The organism is Nocardioides koreensis, assembly GCF_039531775.1.
Lineage (GTDB): Bacteria > Actinomycetota > Actinomycetes > Propionibacteriales > Nocardioidaceae > Nocardioides > Nocardioides koreensis.
Window position 1 is genome coordinate 72722 of the sequence record NZ_BAAAQR010000016.1, and the last position, 15684, is coordinate 88405.

At 74.2% G+C, this 15684-nt stretch carries 13 protein-coding genes; 10 read left to right on the forward strand and 3 right to left on the reverse strand.

The window, feature by feature from the left end; translation table 11 throughout:
• Positions 1-37 precede the first annotated feature (37 nt).
• From ABD268_RS20870 to ABD268_RS20880, 3 genes are read left to right on the forward strand one after another with little or no spacing between them, the layout of a single operon-like run.
• Positions 38-586: a mycothiol transferase gene (locus ABD268_RS20870; RefSeq protein ID WP_344157164.1), complete on the forward strand. Its 549-nt coding sequence runs from the start codon at positions 38-40 to the stop codon at positions 584-586.
• Positions 587-639: 53 nt separating this feature from the next.
• Complete coding sequence (locus ABD268_RS20875; RefSeq protein WP_344157167.1) at positions 640-1008, forward strand: metallopeptidase family protein; 369 nt, start codon at positions 640-642, stop codon at positions 1006-1008.
• Between the two features lie 41 nt (positions 1009-1049).
• Entirely contained in the window at positions 1050-1712 is a 663-nt protein-coding gene (locus tag ABD268_RS20880) for an HAD family hydrolase (RefSeq protein WP_344157170.1), read from the forward strand.
• Between the two features lie 8 nt (positions 1713-1720).
• Here ABD268_RS20880 and ABD268_RS20885 read toward each other — a convergent pair whose 3' ends face one another.
• From ABD268_RS20885 to ABD268_RS20895, 3 genes are read right to left on the reverse strand one after another with little or no spacing between them, the layout of a single operon-like run.
• Positions 1721-3181, reverse strand: a complete 1461-nt coding sequence (locus ABD268_RS20885; RefSeq protein ID WP_344157173.1) for a flavin-containing monooxygenase — start codon at positions 3179-3181, stop codon at positions 1721-1723.
• Between the two features lie 26 nt (positions 3182-3207).
• Positions 3208-4605, reverse strand: coding sequence for a wax ester/triacylglycerol synthase domain-containing protein (locus ABD268_RS20890; protein WP_344157176.1), 1398 nt, complete (start codon positions 4603-4605; stop codon positions 3208-3210).
• A gap of 58 nt (positions 4606-4663) precedes the next feature.
• Positions 4664-5434: an SDR family NAD(P)-dependent oxidoreductase gene (locus ABD268_RS20895; RefSeq protein ID WP_344157178.1), complete on the reverse strand. Its 771-nt coding sequence runs from the start codon at positions 5432-5434 to the stop codon at positions 4664-4666.
• Positions 5435-5604: 170 nt separating this feature from the next.
• Between ABD268_RS20895 and leuS the strand changes: the two genes are divergently transcribed.
• The 7 genes from leuS (at position 5605) to holA (ending at position 15629) form a co-directional block, all read left to right on the forward strand.
• Entirely contained in the window at positions 5605-8115 is a 2511-nt protein-coding gene (leuS, locus tag ABD268_RS20900) for a leucine--tRNA ligase (protein ID WP_344157181.1), read from the forward strand.
• A gap of 99 nt (positions 8116-8214) precedes the next feature.
• On the forward strand, positions 8215-9858 hold the full coding sequence (locus ABD268_RS20905) for an alkaline phosphatase D family protein (RefSeq protein ID WP_344157183.1): 1644 nt from the start codon (positions 8215-8217) through the stop codon (positions 9856-9858).
• 21 nt (positions 9859-9879) lie between these two features.
• Positions 9880-10734, forward strand: coding sequence for a DegV family protein (locus tag ABD268_RS20910; RefSeq protein ID WP_344157186.1), 855 nt, complete (start codon positions 9880-9882; stop codon positions 10732-10734).
• A gap of 28 nt (positions 10735-10762) precedes the next feature.
• On the forward strand, positions 10763-11107 hold the full coding sequence (locus tag ABD268_RS20915; RefSeq protein WP_344157189.1) for a hypothetical protein: 345 nt from the start codon (positions 10763-10765) through the stop codon (positions 11105-11107).
• A 137-nt stretch (positions 11108-11244) separates the two neighbouring features.
• The gene (locus tag ABD268_RS20920; RefSeq protein ID WP_344157192.1) at positions 11245-12261 is read left to right on the forward strand and encodes a ComEA family DNA-binding protein; all 1017 of its coding nucleotides are present in this window, start codon (positions 11245-11247) and stop codon (positions 12259-12261) included.
• Between the two features lies 1 nt (position 12262).
• Positions 12263-14581 (forward strand): ComEC/Rec2 family competence protein, encoded by a 2319-nt coding sequence (locus tag ABD268_RS20925; RefSeq protein ID WP_344157195.1) that lies wholly within the window; start codon positions 12263-12265, stop codon positions 14579-14581.
• A 55-nt stretch (positions 14582-14636) separates the two neighbouring features.
• Positions 14637-15629, forward strand: a complete 993-nt coding sequence (gene holA / locus ABD268_RS20930) for a DNA polymerase III subunit delta (RefSeq protein ID WP_344157198.1) — start codon at positions 14637-14639, stop codon at positions 15627-15629.
• Positions 15630-15684 lie beyond the last annotated feature (55 nt).

Consider the following 15684-nt stretch of genomic DNA (forward strand, 5'->3'; position numbering starts at 1 on the left):
AAGGCTTTCGTCCTGAATGCAGGCTAGCGTCCGACGCATGACCGAGAGCGAGACGATCGAGATCACGCATCCGCCGGTGGCCGGCTCCGAGCTGGACTCCCTGCTCGGTGAGCTGGAGCGGGTCCGCTCCTACCTCGCGTGGAAGTGCGGTGGCCTGGACGCGGCCGGCACGAGGGCGACGCTCGGACCCTCGACGATGTCCCTGGGCGGGCTGCTCAAGCACCTGGCCCTCGTCGAGGACCACACCTTCTCCTGGACCCTGCGCGGGCGGGAGCTCGGGCCGCCGTGGGACGGCGTGGACTTCGACGCCGACCCCGACTGGGAGTGGCGCACGGCCGCGGAGGACACCCCCGAGGAGCTCATGGCCCTGTGGCAGGCCGCCGTGGCCCGCTCCCGCGCCGCCGTCGCGCAGGCCCTGGCCGAGGGCGGCCTCGACCAGCCGGCCCGGCGGTCGCACTGGACCGAGACCCCGAGCCTGCGGCGACTGCTGCTGGACATGGTCGAGGAGTACGCGCGACACGTCGGGCACGCCGACCTGATCCGCGAGTCGGTCGACGGGCTCGTCGGCGAGGACCCGCCGCGGTGAGGCGCCTGCGCGGGCCGCGCGGCTGACTTGGGGCCCGCGGACAGGATGGCCGGGTGGAACCCGATGCCATCGGCCCCGAGGCGTTCGACCAGCTGGTCCGTGACGCCCTCGACCAGCTGCCGGACCAGGCCCTCGAGCTGGTCGCCGAGATCGCCGTGGTCGTGCGTGAGGAGCCGGAGCCGGGCGCGACCGAGCCGGGGCAGCTGCTGCTCGGGATGTTCCGCGGCATCGAGCACACCCGGACCGGTGGGCGGGTCCCCGGCAGCCTGCCCGACGTCATCACGCTGTACCGGCGGCCGATCCTCGCGGTCTGCCGGACCCCGGAGGAGGTCGGCCCCCGGGTGCTGAAGGTGCTCGGGCACGAGGTCGGGCACGCGTTCGGCCTGAGCGAGGGGCAGCTGCGGGCGCACGGGTGGGCCTGACCCCGGCCCACTACGGTGGGGCTCCGACGGAAGGAGCACCGATGGACACCGTGGTCCTCGACATCGACGGCACCCTGCTCGACTCCAACTACCACCACGCGCTGGCCTGGTCGCGCGCGATCGCGGCGTACGTCGACCGGCACGTGGCGGTCTCGACCATCCACCGGGCCATCGGCATGGGTGGGGACCGCCTGGTCGCCGCGGTCGCCGGGGACGAGGCCGAGGAGCGGCACGGCGACGACATCCGCGACCGGTGGAAGCAGGAGTACGACCGGATCATCGAGGACACCGTGCTCTTCGAGGGCGCCCGCGAGCTCCTCGCTGCCATCGGCAGGGCCGGCCCGAAGGTCGTGCTCGCCAGCTCGGGCATCCCCCAGCACGCCGAGCACGCGCTGGAGCTGCTGCACGCCGACGAGCACTCCGACGCGTGGACCACCAGCGAGGACGCCGAGGAGTCCAAGCCGCACCCGGAGCTCATCGGCAAGGCGCTCGACAAGGTCGCCGGGACCGAGGCGGTGATGGTCGGTGACGCCGTCTGGGACGTCGAGGCCGCCGGCCGGGCCGACCTGCCGACGATCGGCCTGCTCACCGGCGGCTACAGCCGCCAGGAGCTGCTCGAGGCCGGTGCCGTCGCGGTGTACGACGACCCCGCCGACCTGCTCGAGCACCTCGATGAGGCGCTCACCAAGGCCGCGCGGGCCTAGGGCCGTCTCTAGCCGACCTCCTCGAGCTCGGACCAGTCGACGGTGGCGGTGCGGTCGAGGTACTCCTGCACCAGCCCCGGCCAGTTGGTGGTGATCCGGGCACCGTCGCGGTACCAGCTCGTGCACCCGGCCCACGCGCTGCGCGCGAGCCGGTCCTGCATCTCCCGGTCGTAGGCCTCCGCCACCTCGGGGCGTACGGCGACGCGGCGGGCGCCGCCGTCGACGATCCTGCGGGCCACCTGGGCGATCCAGCCGGCCTGGGCCTCCATCATCGCGATGATCGAGCTGCCGCCGAGGTTGGTGTTGGGGCCGTAGACGCAGAACAGGTTCGGGAACCCCGGCACGGTGAGGCCGAGGTGGGCCCGGGCGCCGTCGGCCCATACCTCGTGCAGGTCGGCCCCGTCGGCGCCCCGGACCTCGATCCCGGCGAGGAAGTCGGTGGCGGCGAAGCCGGTGCCCCAGATGACCACGTCGGCCTCATGCAGCCGGCCGTCGGCGGTGCGCAGGCCGGCCGGCTCGATCCGGGTCACCCGGTCGGTCACGACCTCGACGTGGTCGCGGTCCAGCGCGGGGTACCAGTCGTTGGAGAACAGCAGCCGCTTGCAGCCGATCGGGTAGTCCGGGACCAGCTTGCGACGCAGCTCCGGGTCGCGCACCTGGCGGCGCAGCTGGAGCCGGAACGCGCCACGGACCGCCGCGAGCAGCGGGCGGGTCAGCGGGGAGTCGCCGCCGAGGGCGCCGTTGAGCCGCTCGGTCAGCCAGAACACCGAGCGGCGCTCGGCGAGCTGGGTCCACGGCAGCCGCCGGAAGAGCGCGTGGTGGCGGGGCCCGTAGGCCTGGTCCGGCTTCGGCACGACGTACGGCGCGGAGCGCTGGAAGACCGTCATCGAGCCGACCCGGTCGACGATGCCGGGCACGAGCTGGATGGCGCTCGCACCGGTGCCGACGACCGCGACCCGCTTGCCGGTCAGGTCGACGTCGTGGCGCCACTGCGCGGAGTGGAAGGCCGGGCCGGCGAAGCTGTCGGCGCCGGGGATGTCGGGGACGACCGGGTTCGAGAGCTGGCCCACGGCGGAGACGACGAGGTCGGCCTCGAGCGTCTCGCCGTCGCCGGTGGTGACCCGCCAGCGGCGCCGCGAGTCGTCGTACTCCGCGGCCTTGACCTCCACGCCGGTGCGGACCAGGTCGAGCAGCCCGGCCTCGTCCGCGGCCCGGCGCAGGTAGTCGAGGATCTCGGGCTGGGGGCCGTAGCGGCGGCCCCACTCCGGGTTCGGCGCCCACGACCAGGAGTAGAGCGGGGTGGGCACGTCGCAGGCCGCGCCCGGATAGGTGTTGTCCCGCCACACCCCGCCGACGTCGTCGGCGCGCTCGAGGATCGTGATGTCCTCCACGCCGACCCTGCGCAGCGCCTGGGCGACGCCGAGACCGCCGAACCCGGCACCGATGACCACCACGCGCGGAGAGCTCATGCGCCGACGTTAGAGCAGGCCACGGGTCACGGCGCGGCCGTCTCGTCGACGGCGCCGAGGTCGGTGACCTCGTCGAGGCTCTCCCCGAGGCACTCCAGGAAGACGTCGGGGTCCGGGACGGCGGCCGTGTCGATGTTGATGCCGATCAGGCAGCGGTCACGGTAGGAGATGAGCGTGGTGTTCAGGGAGGCGCCGATCGTCGGCCCGAACGCGAAGAAGCCGGTGACCAGGCTGCCGGCGAGGTAGATCGGCACCGGGCTGCCCGGCACGTTGCTGGCCAGGAAGTCGACGTGCTTGAGCACCCCGCCGACGTAGGCGCTGGGCAGCAGGTTCAGCCCGCCGGCGATCGCGTCCGTCACGGGCAGCGAGGGCTCGTCGCGGGCGGCCTGGATGGCCCGGTGCACCATGCGCATGCGCGCTCCGGGGTCCGGCTCGCCCACCGGCAGCGTCAGCCGCTGCAGCGTGATCCGGTTGCCCCACACCAGGTCGTCCTCGGACCGGATGCTGATGGGCATCGTCACCCGGAGCGACTCCACCTCGACGTCGTGGCGCTGGTGGTAGTGGTGCAGGGCCCCGGTCACCGCCGTCAGGTAGGCGTCGTTCACGGTCCCGCCGACGGTCTCGGCCGCGTTCCTCAGGGCCGCCAGGGGCACCTCGGTGGTCGCCAGGCGACGGACCATCGCCCGCTCGCGCATGACCGGGGACAGGGTGTCGGAGATGGGCGCGGCCGTCCGGTAGACCGACCGCGCCATCGCGGTGGCCCCCATCGCCGACCCCACCGGGTGCCGCACCCAGTGCGCCAGGCTCGGCACGGCCACGCCGGCGCCGCGCCGGGCCAGGTGCGCGGCGCGCTCGGCCATGGCCCCCACCGCGTCGGTGACCTCGGCGCGGATGCTCATGTCCTCCCCGGCCGGAGCCGACGGCATCTCCCCGAGGTCGGTCCCCCTGCGCTGCAGGTCGAAGAGGACGGTGAGCAGCCGCATGCCGCCCACCCCGTCGGTCAGGGAGTGGTGGATCTTGGCGACGAGGGCCGCCTCCCCGCCGTGGAGGCCCTCGACCAGCGTGAACTCCCACAACGGACGGTCGCGGTCGAAGCTGTCCATCGCCGACTGCCGCGCCATCTCGAGCACCGTGTCCCTGGTCCGCGGCTTGGGAGCCGTGACGCGTCGCAGGTGCCACCGCAGGTCGAAGTGCGGGTCGTAGGTCCAGCGCGGGTTGGTGAGCGGGACCGGTGCGGCGACCACCCGCTGGCGCATGGACGGCATCTGCCGCGACATGCGGTCGACGCGGTCGGCGAACCGGTCCCACGAGGGCGCCCGGTCGAGCCAGAGGAGGACCACGACCGTGGAGCGCAGGGCGGGGTCGCGCTCCATGTGCCACGCGAAGGCGTCGGTCGCCCGCATGTACGCCCCGGGGGGTGCCATGCCCCGACGCTAGGTCCGCCCCGGCGGGGTGGCGAGGGCCGTTGGTCCCCGCCGGCGCTCAGGTGATGGTCATGCCGCCGTCGACCGGCAGCGTCTGCCCGGTGATGTAGCCGGCGGCCTCCGAGGCGAGGAAGACGACGGTGGCGGCGAGCTCGGCGGGGTCGCCCTTGCGGCCGACGGGGATCCGCGGGCCCTGGGACTCGAGGTAGCCGGGCGGGTACTGGTCGGTCATCTCCGACTCGAAGAAGCCCGGGGCGATCGCGTTGACCCGGATGCCCTTGCGCCCGGTCCACTGCTGCGCGAGGTCGCGGGTCAGCCCGATCAGGCCGGCCTTGGACGCGGCGTACGCCGCCTGGGGGAGGCCGGCGGTGGTGAGACCCAGCACCGAGCTGATGTTGATGATGCTCGACCCGGGCTGCATCACCCGGCCACAGGCCTGGGCCATCCAGTAGCAGCCGTTGAGGTTGACGTCGATGACCTGGCGAAACTGCTCGGGCGTCTCCTTCGTGGCGGGCACGGCGGTGCCGATCCCGGCGTTGTTGACCAGGATGTCGACCCGACCGAACTCCTCCATCGCGAGCGCCACCAGGTGGGTGCACGAGTCCGGGTCGGCCACGTCGGTCGCCACGGTCAGCGCCCGGCGGCCGGCGCCGTCCACCAGCTTCGCGGTGTCCTCGAGGCGGTCGGCGCGGCGGGCCCCGAGCGCCACGTCGGCGCCGGCCTCGGCGAGGCCACGCGCGAACGCCACGCCCAGGCCGCTGGAGGCGCCGGTGACGACGGCGACCTTGCCGTCGAGTCGGAAGAGATCGGGGACGGTCTTGTCAGCCATGCCGTGACTGTAGCCACCGGGCGCCGGGGCGGTAGGATGGACCACATGCGGAGGATCCTGCTCCTTACCTAGCCGCGTCGACACGCACACATCGACGCGGCTGCCCCTCGTGCCCGAGGGGCTTTTTTGTGCCCGGAGCCCGATCACCGACCAGACGTGGGAGAGACGAGATGAGCGAGCAGAGCCCGGCGAGCGACCCGGCGGCGCACGACGCCGCGACGTACGACATCGCGGCCGTGCAGGACAAGTGGCGCAAGGTCTGGGACGACCTGGACTCCTTCCGCGCGGGCACCGCGGCGCCGGGAGCCGAGAAGCGCTACGCGCTGACGATGTTCCCCTACCCCAGCGGTGACCTGCACATGGGCCACGCCGAGGTGATGGCGCTGCACGACGTGATCGCGCGGTTCTGGTGGCAGAAGGGGTACGACGTCCTGAACCCGATCGGGTGGGACTCCTTCGGCCTGCCCGCGGAGAACGCCGCGATCCGCAACGACGCCAACCCGGCCGAGTGGACCTACGCCAACATCGAGGTCCAGGCCGAGTCGTTCCGCCGCTACGCGATCAGCTTCGACTGGTCGCGGCGGCTGCACACCTCCGACCCGGAGTACTACGCCTGGACCCAGTGGCTGTTCCTGAAGTTCCGGGAGCGCGGGCTGGCCTACCGCAAGAACTCGCCGGTCAACTGGTGCCCCAACGACCAGACCGTGCTGGCCAACGAGCAGGTCGTCGGCGGCATGTGCGAGCGGTGCGGCGCCGAGGTCACCAAGCGCGAGCTGACCCAGTGGTACTTCAAGGTCACCGAGTACGCCCAGCGGCTGCTGGACGACATGGAGCCGCTGAAGGAGACCTGGCCGGACCGGGTCATCGCGATGCAGCGCAACTGGATCGGCCGGTCCGAGGGGGCGCACGTCGACTTCGACATCACGCTGGCCGACGGCTCGACCCGGACCGTCACGGTCTTCACGACCCGTCCGGACACGCTGTACGGCGCCACCTTCATGGTGGTCGCGGCCGACGCGAGGCTGGCCGACGAGATCGTCGCGCCCGGGCAGCGCGACGCATTCATGGCGTACCTGACCGAGGTCCGCAAGGAGACCGACATCGACCGGCTGTCGACCGAGCGCCCGAAGTCCGGGGTCGACCTGGGCGTCTTCGCGACCAACCCGGTGACCGGCGAGCGGATGCCGGTGTGGGCGGCGGACTACGTGCTGGCCGACTACGGCACCGGCGCGATCATGGCGGTGCCCGCGCACGACCAGCGCGACCTGGACTTCGCCAAGGCGTTCGGCCTGCCGGTGCGCCGGGTCGTCGCGGTGCCGGACGAGGAGAACCCCGAGGAGACGTACGTCGCCACCGCCGGCGACGGCACCTACGTGAACTCCGGCCCGCTGGACGGGCTGACCGACAAGGCCAACGGCATCGCGCGGATCATCGAGCAGCTGGAGGCCGACGGCCGCGGCAAGGGCACGGTCAACTTCCGGCTGCGCGACTGGCTGCTGTCGCGGCAGCGCTTCTGGGGTGCGCCGATCCCGATCATCCACTGCGAGAAGTGCGGTGAGGTCCCGGTGCCGTACGACGAGCTGCCGGTGCGGCTGCCCGAGCTGAGCGGCGCCGACCTGAAGCCCAAGGGCGTCTCGCCGCTGGCGGCGGCCGAGGACTGGGTCAACGTCGCCTGCCCCGAGTGCGGCGGTGCGGCCAAGCGGGACAGCGACACGATGGACACCTTCGTGGACTCGTCGTGGTACTTCCTGCGCTACTGCTCGCCGAGCTACCAGCACGGCCCGTTCGACGAGGACGCGGTGCGCGACTGGATGCCGGCGGCGCAGTACGTCGGCGGCGTCGAGCACGCGATCCTGCACCTGCTGTACAGCCGCTTCTTCACCAAGGTGCTGCACGACATGGGCATGGTCGACTTCGTCGAGCCGTTCAGCGCGCTGATGAACCAGGGCCAGGTCATCAACCAGGGCAAGGCCATGAGCAAGTCCCTGGGCAACGGCGTGAACCTGGGCGACACGATCGACGAGTACGGCGTGGACGCCGTGCGGCTGACGATGGTCTTCGCCGGCCCGCCGGAGGACGACATCGACTGGGCCGACCTGTCGCCGGGTGGGTCGCTGAAGTTCCTGCAGCGCGCCTGGCGGCTGTCGGGCGACGTCGCCTCGCCCACCGGCACCTCGCCGGCCGACGGCGACGTCGCGCTGCGCAAGGTCACCCACAAGACCCTGCACGAGGCCGAGCAGCTGATCGACAGCCACCGGTTCAACGTGATGGTGGCGCGCACGATGGAGCTGGTGAACGCCACCCGCAAGGCCATCGACTCCGGGTGCGGACCGGCCGACCCCGCCGTGCGCGAGGCGGTCGAGGCGGTCGCGATCCTGCTGTCGCTGGTGGCGCCGTACACCGCCGAGGAGATGTGGGAGCGGCTGGGCCACCGGCCCACCGTGGCCCGCGTCGGCTGGCCGACGGTCGACCCGGCCCTGCTGGTCGAGGACGCCGTCACCGCGGTCGTGCAGATCCAGGGCAAGGTCAAGGCCCGCCTGGACGTCTCGCCGGACATCAGCGAGGCGGACCTGGAGGCGCTGGCGATGGCCGACCCGGCCGTGGTGCGCGCGATCGACGGGCGCCCGGTGCGCAAGGTCATCGTGCGCGCGCCGAAGCTGGTCAACGTCGTCGTCGGATAGTTCGCTCCGCTTCACGTCCGGGCCAACCGGCGGCCTCTCGCCGCCGGTTGGCTCGGGGAAGTGCTGACATCTCGGAGAAGCATCCTGTCCGCCGGGCTCGTGACCGGGTCCGTCGCCGTCACCGGGGCCACCGCCCTGCAGCAGGCCCCCGCAGGCGCCGCCGTCACGGACCTCCGGGGGACCGCCGCCTCGCCCGAGCTGCGCCAGGACCCGTTCACGCTCGGGGTCGCCTCGGGTGACCCGTGGCCCGACGGCTTCGTCATCTGGACCCGGCTGGCGCCGTCGCCGCTGGACCACGACGGGCTGGGCGGGATGCCCGCCCGCCGCTACGAGGTCGGCTGGCAGGTCGCCGCCGACCACCGGTTCACCGACGTCGTGCGCGCCGGGGCGGTCACCGCCGGGCCCGAGACCGCCCACGCCGTGCACGTCGAGCTGGCCGGGCTCGAGCCCGGCCGGGAGTACTTCTACCGGTTCCGGGTCGGCCGCCGGCTCTCCGACCGGGGGCGGGCGCTCACGGCCCCGGCGCCGGGGTCCGAGGTGCGGTCGCTGGCGATGGCCTTCGTGTCGTGCTCGAGCTACCCGGCCGGCTGGTTCACGGCGTACCGGCACCTCGCCGAGGAGCGCCCGGACCTGGTGCTGCACCTGGGGGACTACCAGTACGAAGGGCCGGCCGCGGACAACCACCTGGGTCGTTCGCACGTCGGGCCGGAGACCACCACGCTGGCCAACTACCGCCAGCGGCAGGCGCAGTACAAGACGGACCCGGACCTGCAGGCCGCCCACGCCGCGGCGCCGTGGCTCGCCGTGTGGGACGACCACGAGGTCGAGAACAACTACGCCGGCGAGGTGCCCGAGAAGGCCGGGGACGCGGACGGCTTCCGCGAGCGCCGCGCCGCGGCGTACCGCGCCTACTACGAGAACATGCCGCTGCGGCGAACGTCGGTCCCCGCCGGACCCGGCATGCAGCTCTTCCGACGCGTGGGCTGGGGGAGCCTCGCGACCTTCCACATGCTCGACACCCGGCAGTACCGCTCCGACCAGGCCTGCGGCGACGGGTACGACGACTGCAAGGCCGCCGCGGACCCGAACCGCTCGCTGCCCGGGCTGCTCCAGGAGGACTGGTTGGTCAACGGCTTCCGGGAGTCGGCGGCACGATGGGACCTGATCGGCCAGCAGGTCTTCTTCGGGCGCCGCGACCGGGACCCCGGCGCCGCGAGCACGGTGTCGATGGACGCCTGGGACGGGTACCCGGCCTCTCGCCACCGGGTGGTCCGCGGGTGGGTGGACGCCGGGGTCCGCAACCCGGTGGTGCTGACCGGGGACGTGCACGCGCACTGGGCCTCGGAGGTGCTCGCCGACTTCGACGACGACAGCTCCGAGGTGCTCGGGGCGGAGCTCGTCACCAGCTCGATCACGTCGGGGGGCGACGGCTACGACTCCGGGGACGGGAAGCACCCGTGGGCGGCCTGGAACCCCAACCTGAGGTTCTGGGCCAACCTGCGCGGCTACGTGAGCACCACGATCACGCCGGACTCGCTGACCGCGGACTTCCGGTGCGTGCGGGCGGTCACCGAGCCGGGTGCCCCGGTGTTCACCCGGGCGTCGTTCGTGGTCGAGGACCGGGTGCCCGGGCTGCACCAGACGGGCGACCACCCGTCGCCGGTCGGGTCGCCGGCGCGTCGGGCCCGACCGAGCGACGCGCAGATCGTGGAGGACACGGTCGGACAGGGGATTCACAGCTGACTCCCGGGTAACCTTCGCGCCATGCCGGCCGCGATCGTCACCGACTCGACCGCCATGATCCCTGCGGACGTGGCGGCCGAGCGCGGGATCGTCGTGGTGCCGCTGCAGGTGGTGATCGGGGCGCAGGTGCTCGACGAGGGCGCCGACGGCGCCACGCCCGAGGTGGTGGCCGAGGCGTTGCGTGCCTTCAAGCCGGTGAGCACCTCGCGGCCGGCGCCGACCGTGCTGCTCGAGGCCTACGAGGCGGCGGCGCGCGCCGGGGCGACCGAGGTCCTGTCGATCCACCTGTCCGGCGAGATGAGCGGCACCTTCGAGTCCGCCCAGCTGGCATCCCGGGAGGCGTCGATCCCGGTCACCCCGGTCGACAGCCGGCAGGTGGGCGTGGCGACCGGCTTCGCGGCCCTGGCCGCCCACGACGTCCTCGCGGAGGGCGGCTCCGCCGACGAGGCGGCGGCCGCGGCCCGGGCCCGGGCCGCCGCGTCGTCGTCGCTGTTCTACGTCGACACCCTGGAGTACCTCCGCCGCGGTGGCCGGATCGGCGCCGCCGCCGCCCTGTTCGGCGGCGCGCTGTCGGTGAAGCCGCTGCTCCAGATCGAGGACGGCGTCGTGGCCACGCTCGAGAAGGTCCGCACCGCCGCCCGGGCGCTCAGCCGGCTCGAGGAGCTCGCCGTCCAGGCGGCCGGTGAGCAGGAGGTCGACGTCTGCGTCGCCCACCTGGCGAGCCCGGACCGGGCCGGCCAGCTCACCGAGCACCTCTCGACGCGGCTGGCCGACCAGCTCGGCGGTCGTGACGTGTGGTGCGGCGAGCTCGGCGCCGTCCTCGGCGCGCACGTGGGGCCCGGCATGCTGGCCGTCTGCGTGGCCCCGCGGCTCTGAGCTCCGCGCTGCGCGTACCCTCTGGGTCGTGGACCGGGACGACGTGCTGACTCTGGTCGTGCTGACCGTCGTTCCACTCGCGCTGGCCCTGGCGGTGCTCGCGATCAGCCTGAACCACCGTCGTCGCTGGGTCGCGACCGCGAGCATCGTCTCCGGCGTGACCCTTGTCGGGTCCCTGACCGCCTACTGGTGGCTGTGGGGGATCGGGTTCGAGCACGCGGACTCCTACCGTCCGGTCCCGGCGGGCATCGAGCGTGCGCAGGCCGCCGCGGGCCTGGGCGCCGCGGTCGCCTACGTGCTCCTGATCGTGGCAGGCGCAGGCAGCGCCGTCGATGTGACGCTCAGGCGACGGCCCGAGAACCGACTGCGCTGATTGCTGCGGCACCGAGGTGCCGGCGGGGGCTACCCCCGCGCCGCGAGCAGTCCACAGCCGGTGCCACCGCGGCGGCTGTCCACAGGTGCTCGGCCGTGCCCCGCCGACCGACGGGAGTGCTTCCTAGCGTCGCTCCCATGCGAAGTCGCCCCACGCCCGAGCACCAGGAAGCCGTCGCGCGCCGGCTGGCGCAGCTGAGCGCCGAGCTCGCGGCGGTGCGCCCGGCTGCGCAGGAGCCCCCGCCCCACGACGAGCCCGAGGACGAGCCCGACGAGCTCGACGACGGATGGGGGGAGGAGTGGGACGACTGGACCGCGTCCCACACGCGCGTCGCGGGCAACCGGGTGCCGCACCCGCCCGCCGTGCCACCCGCCGTGCCACCCGCCGTGCCACCCGCAGTGCCACCCGAGGACCAGCCCGCGCCGCTGGTGCCCGTCCCCGGCCGGCACGCCTCCCGGCGACCCCGGCGGCTGCTCGCGGCGGTGGTGCCCGAGACCGTGCGCGGCCGGGTGGCGATCGGCCCCTCCCAGGTGGCGGTGCTGGCGGTGCTGGTCGCGCTCGGGCTGGGCGTCACCTGCTGGTGGGTGGTGCGCGGGGGCGCCGACGAGGTGGTGGCACCGGTCCTGCCGACCCCGGCGGCCGGCCTGGTGTCCCTGTCACCGGCGGCGCCGAGCGAGGTGGCGGCGACCGGATCGGCGGCCTCCACGGCCGCGGCGGCGCCGGCCGGCTCGGTGACGGTGGACGTGGCCGGGAAGGTACGCCGTCCGGGCATCGCGGTGCTCGACGCCGGCGCCCGGGTCGTGGACGCCTTGAAGGCGGCCGGGGGAGCGCGCCCGGGCGTCGACCTCTCCGGGCTCAACCTCGCGCGCCTGCTCGTCGACGGCGAGCAGATCCTGGTCGGGGTCCCCGCGCCGGTGGGGCTCGCCGCGTCGGCCGTCCCGTCCGCGGGCGCGCCGGGCGGCCCACTGGTCAACCTCAACACCGCCACCGAGCCCGAGCTGGAGTCGCTGCCCGAGGTCGGACCGGTGACGGCCCAGGCGATCCTGACCTGGCGTGACGAGCACGGCGGGTTCTCGTCGGTCGACGAGCTGCTGGAGGTGGACGGGATCGGCGATGCCACCCTCAGCCAGCTCGCGCCCTTCGTGACCGTCTGACGTGGCCCCGCCGGAGCCGGGCGCCGGCGAGGTCCCCGACCTCCGGATGCCGGCACTGGGGGCTGCCGCGTGGGCCGGCGGCCTGGTCGCCCACTGGCTGCCGGTCCCGGCGGCGGCCGCGGTGGTGCTGGCGCTGCTCATCGTGCTGCTGGCGGCTCGGCACCGGCTGGGGCCGCGGCGCTGGCTGACCGGCGCCGGCGTGCTGCTGGTGCTGGCCTCGGTCGCCTGGGTGGGGGTGGTCCGGCAGCAGCAGGTCACCCACAACCCGGTGTCGGCGCTGGCCGGCGACGGCGCGGTCGCCACGGTCGAGGGGACGGTCACCACCGACCCGCGTGTGACGACCGGCCCGTTCGGGCAGCAGGTGCTGGTGCGGCTCGAGGTACGCCGGGTGAGCGGTCGCGGCGCGACGTACCGCCTGGCGACGCCGGTGCTGGTCCTCGCGGACGAGGGCTGGCGCGACGTGCCGCTCGGCGCGACGGTGCGGGCCTCGGGGCGGCTGGGCCCGTCGCGCGGCCCCGACGTGGCCGCGGTGCTGATGGCGACCGGCCCGCCGCGCACCCTGCACGGGCCCGACGTGTGGTGGCGGGCCTCCGGCGCCGTCCGGGCCTCGCTGCGGGAGTCGGTGTCGGGTCGCCCCGCCGAGCAGCGGGCGCTGGTGCCCGCGCTCGTCGACGGCGACGACGGCGGGGTCGACCCGGCGCTGGCCGACGACTTCCGGGCCACCGGCCTGACCCACCTGCTGGCGGTCTCCGGGACCAACCTGACGCTCGTGGTGGGCTTCCTGCTGGTGCTGGCCCGCTGGCTGTGGGTGCGCGGGCGATGGCTGTACGTCGTGGGCGCGCTCGGGATCCTCGGCTTCGTGCTGCTCGCCCGCACCGAGCCGAGCGTGCTGCGGGCGGCCGCCATGGGCGGGGTCGGGCTGCTGGCCATGGGCTCCAACGGCCGCCAGCGCGGGACCCGGGCGCTCGGGGTCGCGCTGGTCGCGCTGCTGCTCGTCGATCCCGGGTTGGCCACGTCGGTCGGCTTCGCGCTGTCGGTGCTGGCGACGGGCGGCATCCTGCTGCTGGCACCCGGCTGGCGCGACGCGCTGTGCCGCTGGTTGCCCCGCTGGCTCGCCGAGGCGATCGCCGTGCCGTCCGCAGCCCAGCTCGCCTGCACCCCGCTCGTCGCGGCCATCTCGGGCCAGGTGAGCCTGGTGGCGGTCGGCGCCAACCTGGTGGTCGCCCCGGCGGTGGGGCCGGCGACCGTGCTGGGGCTCGCGGGCGGCCTGCTGGGCCTGCTCTGGGCGCCGGTGGGCCATCTCGCCGGGACGATGGCGGCCTGGTGCGTGGCCTGGATCGTGCTGGTGGCCCGCCGGGGCGCGGCCCTGCCGGCAGCGGCCGTCGACTGGGGCACCGGGATGCTGTCGCTGACGGTGCTGACGTTGCTCACCCTCGGGCTCGCGCTCGCCGGACCGGCCCTGCTGCGGCGGCGCAGCACCGGGCTGGCCTGCTCCGGGCTGCTGGTGCTCGGCGTCCTGGTGCGTCCGCCGACCCCGGGCTGGCCGCCGGCCGGCTGGGTGATGGCCGCCTGCGACGTGGGCCAGGGCGACGCGCTGGTCCTCAACGCCGGCCCCCACAGCGGTGTCGTCGTCGACGCCGGCCCCGAGCCCGCCGCCGTCGACGCCTGCCTCGACCGTCTGGAGGTGACCGCCGTGCCGTTGCTGGTGCTCACGCACTTCCACGCCGACCACGTGGACGGCATCGAGGGCGTCCTCGACGGCCGCAGCGTCGGCGCTGTCGAGACCACCCGTCTGCGCGACCCGCCCGGCGGTGTCGGGCTGGTCGAGGAGATGGCCGGCGAGGCGGGTGTCGCCGCCGTGCCCGCGCCGTACGGCGTGACGCGCACCGTCGGCGACGTCACGCTGCAGGTGCTCTGGCCGCCCGCCGACTCGCCCACGGTCGGGCCGGGCGACGGCAGCACCGCCAACGAGGCCAGCGTGGTGCTGCTCGCGGAGGTGCGCGGGGTGCGGCTGCTGCTCGCCGGTGACGTCGAGCCGGAGGGGCAGGCGCGACTCGCGCAGCTGCTGCCGGGCCTGCACGTCGACGTGCTCAAGGTGCCGCACCACGGGAGCCGCTACCAGGACCTCGACTTCCTGCTCTCCCTCGGCGCCCGGCTCGCGCTGGTCTCGGTCGGGGCCGACAACGACTACGGCCACCCGGCCGCCTCGACGCTGGCACCGCTGGCCGCGACCGGTGCCCGGGTGCTGCGCACCGATCTCGACGGCGACCTCGTCGTGGTCGAGCGCGACGGCCGCCTGTCCGCCCTCACGGGCGGGTGAGGCGGGCCCGGCCCGGCACCGGACGGTCGGTGAGCTGTGGGAGGCTGTCCGCACCATGGCAGGCCCCTCCCAGATGCGCACAGCAGACGTCCTCGGCAAGGTCATCCTCGTGACCGGCAAGGAGGAGTTCCTCAACGAGCGGACGGTCACCGGGGTGCGCCAGGCAGTCCGGGCCCACGACCCGGAGGCCGAGCTCTCCGAGACCTCGGCCTCCGAGCTCAGCCTCGCCACGCTCGGGGAGCTGGCGGCGCCGTCGCTGTTCTCCAGCATCCGGTGCGTCGTGGTCCGCGGCCTGGAGAACCTGCCCGACGAGTCGGTCGACGGCCTGCTCGGCTACGCCGCGGCGCCGGCCGAGGAGGTCGCCCTGGTCCTCGTCCACGGCGGCGGCCCCAAGGGCAGCGGCGTGCTCAACAAGCTGCGCAAGCTCGGCCCGGTCACGGAGTCGAAGTCGGGTGACCTCAAGGCCTCGGAGTTCCCGTCGTTCGTCGCGGCCGAGGTGCGCAGCCACGGTTCGTCGATCGACAGGGAGGCGGCCGCGGTGCTCGTGCAGGCGGTCGGCCAGGACCTGCGCTCGCTGGCCGCCGCGGCCGACCAGCTGACCAACGACTTCCCGGGCCAGTCCCTGAGCATCGAGAAGGTCAAGCAGTACTTCGGCGGGCGTGCCGAGGCGAAGTCCTTCGCGGTGGCCGACGCCGCGTTCTGGGGCCGCCGGGAGGCGGCGCTCGAGGAGCTGCGCTGGGCGCTGGACGCCGGGACGGCGCCGGTGCTGGTCACCTCGGCGTTCGCCGGGGGAGCGCGGGGCGTGGCCCGCTACAAGGCCGCCCCGCGGGGCATGCGCGACGCCGACCTGGCCCGCGAGGTGGGCGTCCCGCCGTGGAAGCTGCGCACCATCCGCGACCAGTCCCGCGGCTGGTCCGATGCCGCGATCTCCCGGGCCATCCGCGCGGTGGCCCGGGCCGACGCCGACATCAAGGGTGCCGCCAGCGACGCGTCGTACACCCTCGAGCGGCTGGTGCTCACCATCACCGGGCTGCGTGACCAGCGCTGAGCCTCGACCATCGGAGACCACGGCTCGGGCACGCAAAAAGGCGCCGCCCCCGAGG